This window comes from Pseudobutyrivibrio ruminis CF1b, from assembly GCF_000424005.1.
GTDB classification, from domain to species: domain Bacteria; phylum Bacillota; class Clostridia; order Lachnospirales; family Lachnospiraceae; genus Pseudobutyrivibrio; species Pseudobutyrivibrio ruminis_C.
Genome location: NZ_AUJB01000003.1, coordinates 38,708 through 56,686 on the forward strand (window position 1 = coordinate 38,708; position 17,979 = coordinate 56,686).

The window sequence follows — 17,979 nt, forward strand, 5'->3', positions numbered from 1 at the left end:
CTAATCCTCCCAATTAATACTTTCAGACTAATATTTTTCCTCTGTTTGTTCAAGGATTTCTAAAAGTATTTAAAACTAAGCATTGTGATATCATCAAACCGAGGTGAATCCTCAACAAATTCATCGATATCTTTCTCTACGTTCTCCAGAAGTTCTTTCACATCCCCATCTGAATTATAGTTGAGAGCCTTCAACATTCTTTCTGGTCCGTAAAGTTCATTTTTTGCATTAGTAGCCTCAGGCACACCATCCGTATATACGAATAAACAGTCGCCATGATTCAGATGGAATTCCTGCTCCCTAAACTTCATTCCTTCCATTGCAGCTACTGCAGGTGAATGCTTGTAAATATCAAGCTCAAATTTACCCCCTGCTCTTTTTATAACTGGATGTTCATGACCTGCATTTGCAGACACAACCTTACCAGTAGAAATCTCAATAATTCCCAGCCATACAGTAACGAAGAGGTCCGCATCATTTCCCTCGCAAAGCTGGTTGTTTACATCGTAAAGAATATCTGCTGGAGAGAATTTCTTATCCATCAGAGCTCTGTACTTAATAAGTGTTCTGGCATTTACCATGAAAAGGGCAGCTGGCACTCCCTTCCCTGATACATCAGCCATTACAAGACCCAAATGGTCTTCATCAATTAAAAAGAAATCATAAAAATCCCCACCAACCTCTTTAGCCGGTGTCATTGTCGCGTAGATGTCGAATTCCTTTCTCTCAGGAAATGGAGGAAAGTTTCTTGGAAGCATATCTGCCTGAATCTTTGCCGCTACGTTTAATTCAGCTGTGATACGCTCTTTTTCTGCAGTGATGGTCTGGATATTATCGATGTAATCCACTATATCCTGCTCCATGCTTTGAACAGATTTGGCCAGCTCCTCCAGCTCATCACCAGTTTTTATATCATTGAGTGAATCGTCGGTAGTAGTATTTTCCGCGAACCACTTAATGTTCCTTCTAAGTATCATCAACGGATGGATGATATACGAATTCATATAATGCCAGTTCAACAGGCAGAATCCTCCCAGAAGAACCAGGGCAATAATCACCATATTTATAATAAATCTTCTAAGTGTGGAATGGATTACTTCCATATTCGTATCTACGAATAAAAGTGCTACCACCTCACCTTTTCTATCCTTTACAGGAAGACAGCTGGATGTTAGAAATCCATACTGTGAATGTCTTACCAGATAACTTTTTGGTCTCACGCCCTCAGTGTAAGCTTTCCAGATTTCGTCAAATGGCGCAGCAATTGGATCTCGAAAACCCATATTGCTTCCGGAATCATAAATATATTTTATTGTTTTGTCTTCATATGGGACGCCAATGTATATATATGCGGCACCTGAAAATTCCTGAATATAATTTAGGTACATTGACATGTCCTCATAGTACTTGTCCTCGTACCAGGTTCTGGAATATTCAGCAATTTTCTCGTGGTCAATCTGGTTTAAAATAATGTTGGCCACCACGTAGCCGCGCTCGTTATAGATTCTCTGAACCGCCCGGTCAAATATCAAAGAACCGCTAATACACATAGCAATATTGACCAGCAACGTAAATACGATAATACCCGCAAGCGCCTTCGCATGAATACCAAATTTTTTCTTCTTTAATAATCTTGCCATTATCCCCTTCTTCCCTTTTAAATATGCTTCATCATTGTGAGTATATTTTTTCCATCTTTATAGTCATAAGAAATCTCGTCCATACTTTTCTTCACCATAAAGATTCCAAGACCTCCGATTTCCCGCTCTTCCGCCGATAGAGTAGTATCCGGATCTTCTTTTTCCAGAGGATTGTAAGGAAAGCCCTTATCTTTAAATGTCAGATAGACCTGTCCCTTGTCTGCCTCAAGGTCCAGCTCCATCGGCCCCGTCCCTGTATCGGGAATAGGTTTACCACCCTCATCCAGTTTGCCGTAAGCATAGTGAGCAATATTGACATATATCTCCTCGACAGCAAGGGTAATCTGCATGAGCCTGGCCATATCACACTGCTGTGATTCCAAAGCCTCCTCTACAAAACCCATTACTTTTTCCAGGTTTTCAATTGTTGCCTCACACTCAAACTTCTTTTTCATAAGTATTCTACCTGTAAAACCCCTTCAATAAAAACCACAACCCCCTTTGATAAATCAAATTATAATACTAATAATATCACACAACTGTCACACATTGTTTATTTATCATCAGAATATGTATAAAACAAAAGGGACGGCATACTAATCCGTCCCTAAAAGTCTGTCCTGTTAAGTTTATACTGCGTCCTCGTCCTCATACAGCGCGTAGCTTATCTCATCAAGCTCTGCATGGAAGAACTCTGGCCAGCTGTACTGGTTCATGTAATCTCCCAGGTACTGATACTTGGAATCCTTCTTTTTATCCAGCCAGTCGAAAAGATCACACTCGATTTTATCCTTGGCAATTGCCATACTACCTCGCTGCTTGATAATGATGCCATCTAGCTTTAGCTTTTTAAATGTATTCTGCAAATCCTGTCTCAGATTACACAGATATGAAAGCTTCTTCTCTGGGTCGCCGTCATCCTCCCACAATGAAGCAATCAGCTCACCATTAGTGGTCTGTGCTCCACGGTTGTTAATCAGGATAGCCACGATTTCTTTTGTTCTGTTATATTTGAATGTCACAGGCTCTCCATCCACGAAAAGCTCGAAGTTGCCAAAAGTCTGAGCGAACACTCTCTTATACTTCTTTCGAAGTTCTGGATATCTGAGAGAATCTAGCTCCTTTGCCACCCTCTTGTCTGCCTCCGGTTTGTATATGTAGCCGCTGGCATGAAGTTGCATTGCCTCGTAGGCAAACTCCTTATGCTCGCTTACGTATATTATGTTTGTGTATGGATTAAGCTCCACCAAATATTTTCCTAACTCGATTCCTGACAGTTCGGGCATATTTACATCAAGAAATGCCACATCGATTTCTTCCTCTCTGGCTTTAGCCAATGCTGAAAGTGAACTGTCGAAAGTAAATAGATTAGCGTCACTGTTTGCCTTTTTCACAAGCTTTGTAAGCTTATCAAGAGAAGTGCGCTCATCATCTACTGCTAATATATTCATTCTGCACCCTCCCCTATATTATTGATACTGACTTAATCTTCTGGTTCTTTCGCTGCTCTGCTGTCATGTGAAGAGGATCAGCCTCTCCTACCACCAAAGTATCGCCGTCGTTCATTGCCGCATCATGAAGTGGTCCCATATTCATGTCAGCAATAACAAGTGCTGCAAACCTGTCGAAATTGTCATCGTCTATTACAGGGAAATGATGCTTCATTCTGTACCAATGATCACTGTCGTATCCTACGCTTCCGATGTAGAGTCGGTCTGCTGTGTTTACCACATCATCCACATCTGCGTACGGGGCATTTGCCATGGCAGTGTCCTCGCAAAACAAAGTTGCGTATATACGAAGTATCTTATCTCTTACGGTCTCCTCGTGACCATCCTTTGCCACCTTGCCTGTACCGGATTCCATATGACTATAGAAATAATCCTGTGCCTCGTCGCTGTCGTCAAAATTCAGTATTGCATCGTAAAATTTCTTATCAATAAAACTCTTTCCCATGGTACACTTCGCCCTTCCTCAAAAAATAAGGGGTAGAATAACCACCCCTCAGATAATTCTTATTGAATTGTAAATATATCTGAAAAACCAGTAACTTCGAAAATCTCCTGAACCTCTTCAGTAGGATTGTTCACTACCATTCGGCCCTGCTTGTTCATGATTTTCTGTGCTGATAAAAGAACTCTAAGACCTGCACTTGAAATGTATTCCAAATTCTTTAAATCAAAAGTAAGCTTTGATACTCCTTCAATAACAGCATTGATTTTTTCTTCCAGCTGAGGAGAGGTGGTTGTGTCCAGTCTTCCTTCAAGCTCCACAATCAAATCTTCACCTTTTTTCTCATCCTTGATATTTAACATAAATTATAACTCCTCCTCGTTCTCCTTTAATAAAGCCCCAATTTTAGGCATTTATTTGAAATAATTATACTCTATCACTTTTTTATTCACAACTAAATGATGTTTGTTCACATATTTTTCATAAATCCTGTGTTTTCAAGGGTTTTCAGACCTTTGCATTAGGTGGCCATGATGAATGCCATCTCAATATGATCCTTCTCCACACCTACTACAACATCCTTAGCAATGCTTCCTACTATTGACTTCTCAAGCTCCTCCCAGCAGGCTGTTACCTCTGGCTGGCCATGGCCCTTCTTAAGCGACTCCTTATAGTCATCCATTGTCCACATAAATCCTGTGAATGCACTTGGGTTTGAAGCAACTGCTGTATCAAGATATGAACCAGATATTCCCATGCCATATCCACTGTACTTCTGCTGAAGCTTCATCACACCATCGTAGCTTAAAAGACCTGTCTCTACAAAGTCTCTTACCTTTCCCATAAATCCAACTGCAAGAGCATTTGATCCTGTAGATGAAACTGACATCAAATCTGTTTTCTTATCGATGTCCATGTTTGTCTTTCCCACAAGTCTCAGCCAGCTTTCACCATCATATTTCTCAGCCCATACCATAGCTGTGAAATCACCAGTGATTGCCTTTACCATTCCGATAGACTCTTCGAAGAGAAGCTTCATATGTAATGAATCCTTCTTATTAAGATGAAGCTCTTCGATACTCTTGTCTACCTGCTCATAAACTTCGTTGTATCTTTTCTCATCACTGTTAACGAAGATCTGCTCTGTTGAAAAACTTGGTACCTGTTTCTTATTCTTGATTATAGTCTCCATGTCTCTAACCTCCCCAAACAAAACTAATGTTGTTTTCTATGGTCATAATTTAACATGGCTTATATCACAAAAGTATCACAGCTTTTTTCACTAATTAAAAAGGACTGCCATGACAGTCCTAATTTTATCTGGTCAAATCCTTTACCCATTTATATTTTTTATAGTGGTAGAAAACCCAAGGAAGCTTTCCTACCTCATCCACACATGTACATGCATAAACTGCAAGCACAGGCCAGTGGAAAACAAATGCTCCAAGAAGGGCAAGTGGTACAGCAATGCACCACATACAAACAGCCAGGCTGTAGATATCAAAAAGTGTGTCACCACCGGCACCGAAAACGCCGTTGATTACAACAGTATTGATGCAGCGTCCTATCATGTAGAATGCCATGATAACCATCATTCCGATAAGATACTGTTTTGCTACTGGAGTAAGAATAATGAAATTCACTACAGCAGGTGTCACAGCTAAAATAATGGCTGTTGAAATAAATCCTATAAAGACAGACATCTTTGAAACTCTCTGTCCATATAGTTTTCCTCTTTCAAGATTTCCAGCACCAAGTTCGTTTCCAATAATAATTCCACCGGCAGCGCTGACACCATCACAGACGCAGCACATAAGGTCACGAACAACTGCAGCTACAGAATTGGCCGCAGCTGAATCAGCACCAAGATGTCCCATGATGGCTGTGTATGATGTGAAGCCTACGCCCCAAAACATGGCTGCTCCTGCAAGAGGAAGTCCACAGCGAACATAATCCTTGAAAAGAAGAACATCTCTTACAACCAAATCCTTTAATGCTGGGTGGATGAAATCCTTTTGGAAAGATGACACCACAGCCCAAATCAATTCGATGATTCTTGAGATAAGTGTAGCGATGGCTGCACCTTCTGCTCCAAGAGCAGGCATTCCCATAAGTCCAAAAATAAGAATACCGTTAAGAATAATATTTATAACAACTGCACCTGAGCTGATGATCGCGCATCTGTCAGCGTGCTCGGTAACTCTCATAATACCAAGATAACACTGAGAAAATCCTGTAAGCAGATATGACCATCCGGCGATTCTAAGGTAGCTTGCACCAATAGAAATAAGAGCTTCGTCACTGGCAAAAATCATCATAATCTGTCCAGAAAAACCAACGCAGGCAACACAGAAAAGCAATGAGATAACAAATGCTATTCTGATACTCATTCCAAAAATCTTATGAAGAGTCTTTTTATCACCCTTGCCCCAGTACTGGGCACCAAGAATAGAGATGGAACCTGTAACGGCACAGAGCATCATGTTCTGGATGAACTGTACCTGGGTAGCAAGTGAAACTGCAGCCATTGAGTTCTGCTCGATTCGACCAAGCATCACGGCATCACAGGCAGCTACAAGAGCAAGCATCAAAGCCTGAAATGAGATAGGTAATGTTAAGTTAAAGAGTCGGCGCAGAAAATCTTTGTCTGCAAATAATTTGTCTTTCATCAAGTAACCTCCAAATAGTGTCTAGGCTTATTATATGGGTTACAGACCACAAAAGCAAAGAGAATATCTGGTTGGATTATGCAAAATTTTATTGTATCATTTAGCTATAATCATTTTTATAAATGGTTCATTGAAAGGAGTCTTTATATGGAGAAATCAAAGGTATATTTTACTGATTTTAGAACGGTTCTGGGGGTTAGCCTTCCTGCTAAGTTACAGAAGCTTATTAAAAAAGCTGGCATCGAAACAATCGATATGGAAGGAAAATTCGTAGCAATCAAAATGCATTTTGGTGAGTTGGGTAATCTGGCATACCTGAGACCAAATTATGCAAAGGCAGTTGCTGACGTTGTAAAAGAGTGCGGTGGTCTTCCATTTTTAACAGACTGCAACACATTATATCCTGGTAGCAGAAAGCATGCTCTCGAGCATTTGGACTGCGCCAATATAAATGGATTTAACACTATCACTACTGGCTGTCAGATACTTATCGCTGATGGTCTTAGAGGTACAGATGACATTGTGGTTCCTGTTCCTAATGGTGAGTATTGTAAGGAAGCTTACATTGGACGAGCTGTTATGGATGCTGATATTTTCATTTCTCTCAGTCACTTTAAGGGACATGAGCAGGCAGGTTTTGGCGGTGCCATTAAGAATATCGGAATGGGCTGCGGAAGCCGCGCTGGAAAAATGCAACAGCACAACAGTGGTCAGCCTCATGTAATTGAAAATAAATGTAGAAACTGTAAGCGATGTGCAAAGGAATGTGGTTCTGATGCTATCAGCTATGAGAATGGCAAAGCATGGATTGATCCAGATAAATGTAAGGGCTGCGGACGCTGTATCGGTGCCTGCGCATTTGATGCTATCGAAAATAATAATGGTGATGCGCCTATGATGCTTGGTAGAAAGATGGCCGAGTACACAGCAGCTGTAGTCACTGGAAGACCTACTTTCCACATCAGCCTTATCACAGATGTTTCTCCAAACTGCGACTGCCACGGAGAAAACGATGCTCCTATCTTACCAAACATTGGAATGCTTGCTTCATTTGATCCAGTTGCACTTGATCAGGCCTGTGTAGACCTTTGTCAGAATGCTGAGCCTATCAGAAACAGTCAGCTTGGTGACAACATGGCAAAGGAACACTTCCATGACCATGGCGACGTATGGCACAACAGCAATCCTAATGTATCATGGGCAGAGACTCTTGAACATGCTGAAAAGATTGGTGTTGGATCTCGCCAGTACGAACTTATTACAATGAAATAATTCTGTTTAAAAGCTAAAGCCTGACATCACGTCAGGCTTTTTTTGACAAAAAAATTCCTCCAGGCACTGGCATACCTGGAGGCTGTAAAAGGAGTCTAATAACCTTCCCAAGAAACCCGGTTAGAAACTTGGGAATTAGGATTTAGCATAATTAGAAATTTCTGAGCAATGCTTAAGCTATTACTCTCTGATTCGAATAGATTTTTCGAACCATTTCATCTTTGATGTCATCGAACTTTTCAAATAGCTTTTTTGTCGCGTCTGGGTTCTCATAGACTTTCCAATATCCTGAGATCTTGTAATCCTCGCCACCATTATCGATGAACCCCTTTACATCGCATAATGGGTATCCAAGGAACACTCCTATCTCGTGTGGAAAATCCTTTCGATTATGAACATATGCATCATAGCGCTCCTGGAAATTGCGAAGGCTATATCCAAATGCATCTGTTCTGTAACCGTAGCCCTTAAGGAATTCTCTGACATCCTGTCTAGATAAGTAATCAATAAGCTTATCCCTGTTAAATACCAGGAAAATCACTCTGTTTCGGTCGTAGACTAATCTGTAGCCCATGAGACCTGAGTGTCTGAGAAGTAATCTCACTTTGTCTTCCTGATCTTTTGGAACAATTAGAAGGTTAGAAGTCTTAAGCCCCGCGATAGTAGGTGCACACTGCAAAACAATCTGTAATTCTACTTTTCGCCTGTCCATGGTGCATAACATTTCAAATACTTCTGTGCTCATCGTTACTCTCTCTTTGTTTTTCTTGGTTAGCATTTACTAACTGTGGTTATAGTATACTAATGTAGGTTAGATGTCAACACTTTTTTCACATTTTTTTCTTATTGAAAAAGCCTATCAATAACTCAAGGGGAAGGCAAAAAAAAGAAGAGGTCGCCCTCTTCTTCTAACACTTTATTATTCCGCCACCCAGCACAACATCCTCATCATAGAATACTGCTGACTGACCTGGTGTGATGGCTCTCTGTGGCTCATCAAAGACAATCTTTGCTGAAGTCTCACCAACACGAGTAACCTCGCAGGCCTGCTCCGCCATTCTGTAGCGAACCTTTGCCTTACATCTGAATGTCTCTGGAAGCTCCTCTGGCCCAATCCAGTTGATGTTCTCTACAAATACATCCTTTGAGAACAAATCCTCATTCTTGCCAAGTACTACCTGATTCTTTTCAATATCAAGCTTTACTACATACAAAGGATGAGCTGCCGCAATACCAAGGCCCTTTCTCTGGCCGATGGTGTAGCTTACGATTCCTTTGTGTCTGCCAAGGACATTTCCTTCCATATCCACGAAATCACCTGGCTCATATTCCTTACCTGAAAATCTCTTAATAGCTGCCACGTAATCACCATCAGGAACGAAGCAGATATCCTGACTGTCAGGCTTATTAGCATTTATAAAATCATGCTCCTCTGCTATTTCACGAACTCTGTCCTTGCTAAGCTCTCCCAGTGGGAAATCTGTGTGTTCAAGCTCCTCCTGGGTCATGGCATATAAAACGTAAGACTGATCCTTAGAAGCATCAAGTCCTTTCATAAGGTGATAACCATTATCGCATTTACGAATCCTAGCGTAATGACCTGTAACCACCTTATCACAACCAAGCTCCAAAGCTCTGCGATAAAGCTCGTTAAACTTCATGTGTTTATTACACTCGATACAAGGATTAGGTGTCATGGCTCTCTCATAGCATGAGATAAAATTATCTATTACCTTTTCCTTAAATCTATCCTGAAAATTGAAGGTGTAGTGTGGCATGCCAAGTCGTCTCGCCACTGATTTCGCATCCTCAACATCATCAAGAGAACAGCAGGTATTAGTAGCACAAACGCCTAAGTCCTCATTGGCATAAAGCTTCATGGTGCAGCCTACGCAATCATATCCTTCTTCTTTCATTAAAAGAGCCGCCACGCTACTGTCAACGCCGCCGCTCATTGCAATCAATGCCTTCATATAGCCTCCATTCATATGATAAGAATATACAGCCATTTCAAGCATCAGTCAACTGTAAGACTACTCAGTAGATACAGCGAACCTGCCATACAAATCACATCTGCATCCTCTTCCACAGCAGAAATATCTTCACCGGAAAATGGCTGTGCCTTCACACCTCTTGATGTAATCCTCTCAGCCAGCTCATCTGCAGACATTGTCCGTGGATTTGGCACTTCCATGGTGTACACCTCTTTTGCCAGAGGTAACAACTCATCAAGCATCACATCCACTTCCTTATCCTTCAAGATACCAAGAACAAATGTAATCTTATTCTCAGGGAAATATGTGCGCAGTGAATCAGCAAGCACAGCTGCTCCCTGTCTGTTATGTCCTCCATCAATAATCACAGGAGGATTATTCTTAATCATTGTAAATCTTCCAAACCAGTCAGTCTTTCTAAGACCGGTTCTAAGGGCTCCATCAGAAACTCTGAAACCGCTTCTTTTAATCTGCTCGATTACTCTCATGGCAAGGGCAGCATTCTTCACCTGATAAGTACCAAGAAGCTGTGTGCTAAGGGTACTTCCAAATTCTGCCACCATGAAATCCTGTCCCTTAAGATTTCTGGAAACCACAGCTGGCTCTGACGCAAAATGAAGCTCCACCTTTTTCTCCTGGCAAACCTTTGCAAGGACTTCCACCACCTCAGGCTCCTGCTTTGCTGAAACCACAACAGTGCCAGGCTTTATTATACCTGCCTTTTCTGTGGCAATCTCAGCAAGAGTGTTTCCAAGAATAGTCATATGGTCGTAGCTAATAGGTGTGATAACGCTTACCACTGGAGATGGAATCACATTTGTAGTGTCCACTCTTCCACCCATGCTCACTTCCATAACAACCATGTCACAGCCCATATCTTTGAAATATACAAATGACATTACTGTCAGGATTTCATACTCACTTGGGTATATTTCCTCATGAGCAAGCTCATCGTAATACGGTTTTACGATATTAAATATTCTGGCGAAATCCTCATCAGAAATATCCTGGCCATTCACCTTATACATCTCATTATAAGTAAACAAAAAAGGTGAGGTAAAACACCCCACCTTGTAATTTGCTTCCTGTAGAATAGTCGCGATAAAGGCTGAAGTGGATCCTTTTCCATTTGTGCCTGCCACATGGACATATTTTAAATCCATATGTGGATTACCAAGCTTTTCCAGCAATGCATTTTCCGCATCAAGGGAAAACATGTCCGCAGGTTTTCCACCGCTTTCAACCGGTGGAACAAAATGGGGGAGATTCTTAAAAAACTCTATCGCTTCTTCATAGGAATATTCTCTCATATTATGCCATAACTCCTACTTTTACTTTGTCAAAAGCCTTAAGCACACTGTAGAACAAAACAGTGTAAACAGGAATCATAATAAGTTCCTTTGGAAGTCTTGTTACTATAGCTGCAACATAGCCGCCCTGTAAGTAAAGAAGACTTAACCAGTAGCTGTTCATGATTACTCCGACAATTACCGTATATACGATTTGAGTAACGAATACTCTAGCAAATGTAAGCTTCTTGCCATGAAGCATCAATCCGTAGATGATACCGCCTACAATGCCGCTGAGAGTAAAGCCAGGGAAGAATGGGCCAGTTGGCTTTACAAGATATCCTCCGATATCTACAAGTGCGCCTACCACACCTGCTACGCCTGGGCCAAACAACATTCCTGCCATGGAGATTGGCAATGCGCCAAATCTGATCTCAATCAGCTGTGTAATTGGAAGCTTGAAAAATCCAAGTACGATTCCAATAGCTGTAAGCATGGCTGCAACAGTAAGTGTCTTTGTGTCCATAAGTTTTTTCATAAAAAATGCACCTCCTTTGCAGTTCCTTTTGTCTACACTTGGAGGTGCACTATGCACGTCTCATATGTAGCAGCGGGATGCGACCATAAAACCGCGGATAAAACCTTCGTCCAAATGACAACTCCCTGTTCATCTGGCACTTAACGCTTTACAGTCTACTCTGCATTTGTTTTTTTTGATTATAAGTGTCTTATGAGATAAATGCAATAATTATTTTATTGTAATGTTACCCTTTGTTGTACCGTAATCCTTAGCAGTGATTGTTCCACCAAGCTTTGTCTGTACGTATTCCATTACAGCTTCGTCCATTACGATACCTGTATCAAACTGGTTCTTTGAATTCGCAAATGCGTAATATGTGTCACCACCTGCAGCTACGAAATTGTTTGTAACAACAGCGTATGTATCTGTAGCAGAGAACTTCTTACCATTGATGCTGTCAATTGTAACTCTGCCGATAGCAGCTGGCTTGTAGTATGTAGAATCTGGATAAGCCTCACCCTGTGCAAATGGAACTGCAGTGTTTACAGTGAACTTGATTCCTGAAACCTGTGGGAATCCACCGATTGCATCTGGTGTGCAGTATGTGCTGGCCTCAAGAGCCTCAAGAAGCTCAGAACCCTTTACATAAACTACAGCTACAGTATTTCCAAATGGAAGAACTGTGTTAAGATCCTTCTTTGTTACGCTACCTGCGCTAATAGAAGCACGGATACCACCACCATTTGTTACAGCAACAATGTGATCCTCAGGTACTGTGATAGCACCCTTCTCCTTTGTTACCTTCCAAATAAGTGCATCTGTAATTAAGTCGCCAAGGTTTGTCTCCTGTGTACGTACACCAGGAGCCTTCTTTCCGTTAAGGTCTACCTCAGACTTAGCAAACTCAACACCGTACTCAGCGTCAACTGCATCTTCGATTGTCTTATCAACTGCAGAGATGAATGTATCCTTGATGATACCGTCATCTAACTTAACGAGGTACATATCCTCGATTTTCTTTGAAGCATTGTCGATTACAACAACACCTGCTGTCTCAAGCTTTGTACCTGTAGACTGGATTGGCTCATCACCTGGCTCGTTAGGATCTGCATCCTTGAGAGACATAAGTGTGTGTGAATGACCATCGATTACTAAATCAATACCTGTTGTGTTAGCAAGCATATCAACACTTCTGTGTCCATCAGGCGCTGACTCCTCATCAACACCAAGGTGGCTAAGGCAAACAACAAGGTCAACTCCCTGAGCCTTAAGAGCCTCTACCTGTGACTGAGCGCATGTGTAAATATCGCTCTTTGAAAGGAACTTAACACCCTTGATTGTTGCAGGATTAACCTTTGTCTGTGTCTCTGGTGTCTCAAGACCAAAGAAACCAATCTTTAATCCAGAAGGTGTTGTGAAAACAGTATTTGCATCAAAAAGATTCTTTCCCTTAGCATCTACTACGTCTGCGCAAACTACCTTGAACTTAGCATTTGAAAGGTTGTACTTAAGCTGAGCATAACCATAATCAAATTCGTGATTTCCAAGTGTTACAACATCGTATCCCATGGCATTCATCATGTTGATGGCATACATACCCTTTGTTGAACTAACGTAAGGTGTTCCCTGGCTGAAATCACCTGCATCTGTAAGAATAACATCAGCGCCTCTTGCCTTGAGCTCATTTCTAAGAGCTGCAAGCTGTGAGTACTTATCAATTGCACCGTGAACATCGTTTGAGTGAATGATAAGTGTCTTGCCAGACAAATCCTTTGAGATCTGTGGCATAATCTTGTACTCAGCCTCATAAGCATAAGCCTTGGCTGGAGTAAATCCCATGGTAACTACCATGGCAGCTGCGAGGACAAATGTACCAATCCTCTTTAAACCATTTAACTTTTTCATTATTACCCTCCTTATAAAAAATCTCTCTAATCACAATTATATCCATTTTTAATAAAAAGGGTAGATTCTATTTATACGTATTTACGAATTATTCTTTGTCTCTTCCCAGAAATCTCATTTTACTCTTGCTGGTAAAATGTGGGTTCTTTGGATTGTAAATCTTATGGGTTCCGCTGTTATCTTTAAGGATAATAGATTCAGGCTCATCGTCATCCTTACTTTCAGCCTTTCTTCTTTTGGCCAGATCCTTATTGACCTCTTCCAGCTCACCTTTTATTCTGACCATTTCCTTTGCCATGGCCTTCATGACGCTCAATACAGTACTGGCATTTTCCTTGCTTATGAAATCTGCCATATCAGATTCCTCCAGGCGAATCAGCTTCATATCGGTCTGGGCAACCACAGTATAATTGTCCGGTCTCTTTGTGAGCATGCCATATGCACCAAAACAATTTCCCACTCCAAACTTGTCGATTAAGGTTTCCTCTTTCGTGCCGTAGCCTGTGTACATATATGCTCTACCAGACAAAATTACATACAAATATTTATCCGGCTGTCGCTCCACTACTATCTTCATCCCCTGAGGTGCCACTAAAAGTTTATCTGTATTTGCCATGTAACCTCCCCCATTTTCCTTCCAGCATTTTCTTTATTATACAACAAAAGGGCCCTATGTCTCCATAGAGCCCAAGAGTATCTGGGAAAACTTTATTATTTTGTAAATACGATAACAAGTCTTGTGCCAAAGAATGGATCTTTACCACGAACCTGACAGATACCTGTTCCAAGGAATCTGCAGTATACACACATGTATGCTTCGTAATCCTTACCATCCTTAAGTGTTACAGTTGTACCCTTCTTTACGCCGAAGTAAGAAGCCTCATCGTTTGCGTTAACCTTAAACTTCATGCCTAATGTTACGCGGTTTGTCTTCTTATTCCACTTTACGTTTCTGTCGTTAACAGCTACGCGAAGGACATGTACCTGTGCGTCAGCGATCACATCAAGTGCAACCACCTTCTCACCTGTAAAGTTAGTACCAGTAGCTCTAACAACTGCGTAGTACTGTCCATCACCATTTGATGCAAATGCTGGAAGCTTATTCATCTCCTTGCCATTTTCACCAAGCTTGTATGTAACAGTGTAATCGTTCTTAGAAACTTTCTTACCGTTGAACTTAACAGTTACGTTAGGTGTTGTAGCCTTCTTCTTCTCCTTTAAGTTCTTTGGTGCTTCGAACTCAAATGCCTCACCAGCGAAATCAGCTGCTGAAATTGTGAAGTTAGCCTTAAGCTCACCTTCGTACTCGCCCTTAAGCTTAACGATTACTGTTGGAAGTGACTCATCGAAGTCCTCTCCCATTCCTGAGCTAACCTTTGTTGCTGCGTTCTTGTTATTCTTGTATGAAACCTTGTAATCGATGCCCTTAACTAATGTCTTGTCACCAACTACTACAACTACTTCTGGCTTAAGAGCCTTTCCTGTGTAAACTACATCATCAACAAGTGAGATTGCAGGAACTTCCTCAACTGGCTCCTCTGGCTCTACCTCAGCATCAGCAAGTGTAACCTCACCGTATACTCTAGGTGCGCTCCAGCCGTTACCAGTCTCATCATACCATGTTCTTGTACCGATACGTCCACCGTTAGCACCATCGTTGATCTGAAGATCAAGACCGATTGCTGTGCCAACTTCTGGTGTAATATCTGTCCAAGCAAATGCTGCCTCTACCATGTAGCCATCATCTGTTAATGTAACAGCGTGCTCACAGTTCTCCTCAAGGCACTTTGTACCATTGAAGCTTGTCTCATTTAAGTAGTTAATTCTGTACTGCTTGTCGTCATCCTCGAATGCATCTGACTTATTGTTGTTCTCATCGATAAATACTTCTACAGAATCCTTCTCGTGAACTGCCTCTGCAGTAGCATCAAGAACATCATCCTTTACGTTCATAAGAACATAAAGCTTGTTCTCATCCCAGAGAACCTTAGCTGAAGCTGTTGCGTTTGGATGTGTTCCGCCAGTGATTGTAAGTGGTACCTCCTTAGCGTTATCCCAAACCTTATCAACTTCACCATCAACAGAAGGTGTACCCTTTACAACTGACATATATGGCTTGCAAAGAGCCTTTGCAAAGTACTTGCTTCCCTCATCCTGTGTAAGTCTTACGTTGTTGTATGCGTGCTGACCTTCAGTATCTGTTACAACTACATCCATTGCGAACTTAGCTGAAGGAGCAAACTCTGCAGGTCCTTCGATTGAAAGTACGCACTCACCGTTCTCATCAAATGCAGCCTCAGCTGTCTGAACCTCAGCGCCATCAGCCATAGCCTGAGCAAAATCAACATAAAGCTTTGCAGATGTAGCACCAGCTGCCTTAACCTTTACAGAAACCTTCTTACCATCCCATACTGGAACAAAGCTGTACTCTGTACCATCGATAGAGATGTTCTTACCATGAGCGAATGGATCGCTACCAACAGCCTGAACTACTGTAAGGCTATTGATTGCTGGCTCGAGCTTTGTAGGATCTACAAGTGCCCAGTAAGCTGGCTTAGCCTTGTACTCTCCGTCGAAGAGAAGTGGCACCTGCTTCTGACGTCCGTTTGCGCCACCACCAACGCTACTGCTTGTCTGAAGCCATGAGTTAGGATCGATTACACCCCAAACTGTAAAGCCGTTTACATCGATACCAGGCTGTGCATCAATTTCCTTGTATGCATCATAAACATCCTTGTATCTGTAAGCTTCCTTTGTGTACTCAGCAGAAAGCTCTGCGTCTGTACCTCCAAAGTCTGAGCTGCACTTGAAGTCAAGCTCTGTTACCTGAATCTTTCCAACAATCTTTCCGTATCTGATACCGCAGTCAACAATCTTCTGCTTTGTAGGACCCTGCATATTGTGGTGTCCCTGCATACCATATCCAGAAATTCTTGTAGGAAGAACAGAATCCTTCTCATGCTTCTTTACGCTCTCAAGTAACTGAGCGATTGCATCTGGCTTGTTGCCTGAGCACTCATTGTAATCATTGTAATAAAGCTCAAGCTTATCCTGTCCCATCTCATGTGCATAGTAGTTTGCAAATCTAAACGCATTAAGGATGTAATCTGGAGCATCCTCCTTGCTTCCTGTGCCATAAATTCTAGCCCAGTTAGATCTCTCACTTGGATCTGCACTTCTGTATGTTCCTGTGCTATCTGAACATGCCTCATTTACAACATCCCATCCGTAGAACATATCCTTGTACTCAGATGCGAATACATGCTCAAATACACTCTTAATGAACCACTCATGACGAAGTGTCATCTCCTCTGGAGATACCCATGCACCATTAGGATCATAGTTTTCTTTAAAGAACCACTCAGGTGTCTGTGAATGCCATGTAAGTACATGACCTCTTACTTTAATCTGGTCATCTGGATGCTCATCATTCCAATCCTTTAATAACTCAAGCATCTTTTCTGGACGAGAGAAGTCCATCTTTGGAACCTTCATGTTCTCGTGCTTAACACCCTTAGCATCTGTCCATGTTTCCTCAACAATCTGACCATCATATGGCTTGTCATTGTTGTAGCCAAAGAGTGAATCTGGCTTGAACTCATTGCCAAATGTAACTGCGTTGAAATGCTTCTCTACAAGGTCCATAAGAGCCTTATCAGAGATTTCTGAAAGCATGATAGCTGCACCTGTGTAAGAATCCTTACCAAGACCCTTGTCAGATGAAACATAGTCCTTTAGGTCTGGAATATCCCACTCGATTTCAGTCTTCTCTTCTTCCTCTGTCACCTCAGATGGTGTTGGGAAATCATCCTTTGAGCCTTTTAAAGTAAGTGTAATGCTTGTGATAGTATAATTTGCGCCGCCATCAGCTGTAGTCATCAAACCAATACCATCAAAATCCTGATTATCACTATTTTCAATAACATTTGTACCATAAGCTGGCTTAATCTCTTCGCCTTCGTTGCGAAGCTTGACAGAAAAGTAATTAACATCACCTTTCTTGATATTTACCTTTACTGACTTAACCTGCTTACCTGTAATACCTTCTGGTAAACCTAAAACCTTTTCAGCATACTGTCCACTATAGGAAATCTTAAAAGCGCCACCACTGACAGTAATGTCAGTTCCCCATGAGCCGCCTTTGTTATAGTCCCTATCAAAATCAATCATAGGATATGTGATTTCACATTCCTCATTTGACTCTTCCTCAGCTTCTTCATCCTCAGCAGGATTTGCTGCTTCTTCAGACTCTTCCTTAACCCCATCAGAGTCCTCATCTTTAGCTTTGTCTGCCTTGTCAGATTCTACTGTTTCTTCTGTTTCTTTTTCAACGTCATCAGAATCCGCTGTTTCTTCTGCCTTTGATTCTGTGTCCCCTTCTACAGCTACGGTAGCATCATCCACTTCTGTCGCGTGAACAGATGGTGGAACTACAGATGTAGCCATCATTGCAGAGATTGCAACGAGGGACAAGAATCTGTAAAGTTTTCTTTTTACCATTCCCATATATTCTCCTTTTTTTTGATAATTGAAGAACTGCCATTTAAAATTGCCTTCGGCAATGGGCAGTTCTTGATATCAAGGCATCTCCCCTAAAGGGTCCCCCCTTGATATATGCACCGGCCGGTAATTTTATAATACATGGGAGAAACATAAAAAAAGAGGGGATAATCTATAGGATTATCCCCCACAAAATATATGTCGTCTTTTATTCTACTTGATGTATAGTGTTTTCTT

At 41.5% G+C, this 17,979-nt stretch carries 15 protein-coding genes and 1 riboswitch; of the genes, 1 reads left to right on the plus strand and 14 read right to left on the minus strand.

What is annotated here, in order from left to right; genetic code table 11:
* Positions 1 to 59: 59 nt before the first annotated feature.
* The 7 genes from G592_RS16815 to G592_RS0101235 form a co-directional block, all read right to left on the minus strand.
* On the minus strand, positions 60 to 1,640 hold the full coding sequence (locus G592_RS16815) for a SpoIIE family protein phosphatase (protein ID WP_051194696.1): 1,581 nt from the start codon (positions 1,638 to 1,640) through the stop codon (positions 60 to 62).
* Between the two features lie 17 nt (positions 1,641 to 1,657).
* Positions 1,658 to 2,095 carry an ATP-binding protein gene (locus G592_RS0101210; protein WP_028246206.1) on the minus strand — a complete coding sequence of 146 codons (438 nt, stop codon included), beginning with the start codon at positions 2,093 to 2,095 and terminating at the stop codon, positions 1,658 to 1,660.
* Positions 2,096 to 2,269: 174 nt separating this feature from the next.
* Positions 2,270 to 3,091, minus strand: coding sequence for a response regulator (locus tag G592_RS15270; protein WP_051194697.1), 822 nt, complete (start codon positions 3,089 to 3,091; stop codon positions 2,270 to 2,272).
* 13 nt (positions 3,092 to 3,104) lie between these two features.
* Positions 3,105 to 3,596 (minus strand): hypothetical protein, encoded by a 492-nt coding sequence (locus tag G592_RS0101220; RefSeq protein WP_028246207.1) that lies wholly within the window; start codon positions 3,594 to 3,596, stop codon positions 3,105 to 3,107.
* Between the two features lie 59 nt (positions 3,597 to 3,655).
* Complete coding sequence (locus G592_RS0101225; RefSeq protein WP_028246208.1) at positions 3,656 to 3,955, minus strand: STAS domain-containing protein; 300 nt, start codon at positions 3,953 to 3,955, stop codon at positions 3,656 to 3,658.
* Between the two features lie 158 nt (positions 3,956 to 4,113).
* Positions 4,114 to 4,785 carry a hypothetical protein gene (locus G592_RS0101230; protein ID WP_028246209.1) on the minus strand — a complete coding sequence of 224 codons (672 nt, stop codon included), beginning with the start codon at positions 4,783 to 4,785 and terminating at the stop codon, positions 4,114 to 4,116.
* Between the two features lie 124 nt (positions 4,786 to 4,909).
* Positions 4,910 to 6,262, minus strand: a complete 1,353-nt coding sequence (locus G592_RS0101235) for an MATE family efflux transporter (protein WP_028246210.1) — start codon at positions 6,260 to 6,262, stop codon at positions 4,910 to 4,912.
* Positions 6,263 to 6,409: 147 nt separating this feature from the next.
* On the opposite strand from G592_RS0101235, the gene G592_RS0101240 reads away from it, so the two are divergent.
* A complete protein-coding gene (locus G592_RS0101240; RefSeq protein WP_028246211.1) occupies positions 6,410 to 7,534 on the plus strand; it encodes a DUF362 domain-containing protein in 1,125 nt (374 codons plus the stop codon).
* Positions 7,535 to 7,706: 172 nt separating this feature from the next.
* Here the strand turns inward: G592_RS0101240 and G592_RS0101245 are convergent, their stop codons facing one another.
* The 7 genes from G592_RS0101245 to G592_RS15280 form a co-directional block, all read right to left on the minus strand.
* Entirely contained in the window at positions 7,707 to 8,279 is a 573-nt protein-coding gene (locus G592_RS0101245; protein ID WP_028246212.1) for a DUF3793 family protein, read from the minus strand.
* Positions 8,280 to 8,442: 163 nt separating this feature from the next.
* A complete protein-coding gene (mnmA, locus tag G592_RS0101250; RefSeq protein WP_242830132.1) occupies positions 8,443 to 9,507 on the minus strand; it encodes a tRNA 2-thiouridine(34) synthase MnmA in 1,065 nt (354 codons plus the stop codon).
* A 44-nt stretch (positions 9,508 to 9,551) separates the two neighbouring features.
* Entirely contained in the window at positions 9,552 to 10,838 is a 1,287-nt protein-coding gene (locus G592_RS15275; RefSeq protein ID WP_036951439.1) for a bifunctional folylpolyglutamate synthase/dihydrofolate synthase, read from the minus strand.
* A gap of 1 nt (position 10,839) precedes the next feature.
* Positions 10,840 to 11,355 (minus strand): folate family ECF transporter S component, encoded by a 516-nt coding sequence (locus tag G592_RS0101260; protein ID WP_028246214.1) that lies wholly within the window; start codon positions 11,353 to 11,355, stop codon positions 10,840 to 10,842.
* Between the two features lie 68 nt (positions 11,356 to 11,423).
* A riboswitch (THF riboswitch) is annotated at positions 11,424 to 11,520 on the minus strand.
* 45 nt (positions 11,521 to 11,565) lie between these two features.
* A complete protein-coding gene (locus G592_RS0101265) occupies positions 11,566 to 13,242 on the minus strand; it encodes a bifunctional metallophosphatase/5'-nucleotidase (RefSeq protein WP_028246215.1) in 1,677 nt (558 codons plus the stop codon).
* Between the two features lie 88 nt (positions 13,243 to 13,330).
* The gene (locus tag G592_RS0101270; protein WP_028246216.1) at positions 13,331 to 13,858 is read right to left on the minus strand and encodes a Crp/Fnr family transcriptional regulator; all 528 of its coding nucleotides are present in this window, start codon (positions 13,856 to 13,858) and stop codon (positions 13,331 to 13,333) included.
* 95 nt (positions 13,859 to 13,953) lie between these two features.
* Positions 13,954 to 17,742 carry an endo-1,4-beta-xylanase gene (locus tag G592_RS15280; RefSeq protein WP_196801813.1) on the minus strand — a complete coding sequence of 1,263 codons (3,789 nt, stop codon included), beginning with the start codon at positions 17,740 to 17,742 and terminating at the stop codon, positions 13,954 to 13,956.
* Between the last annotated feature and the right edge of the window lie 237 nt (positions 17,743 to 17,979).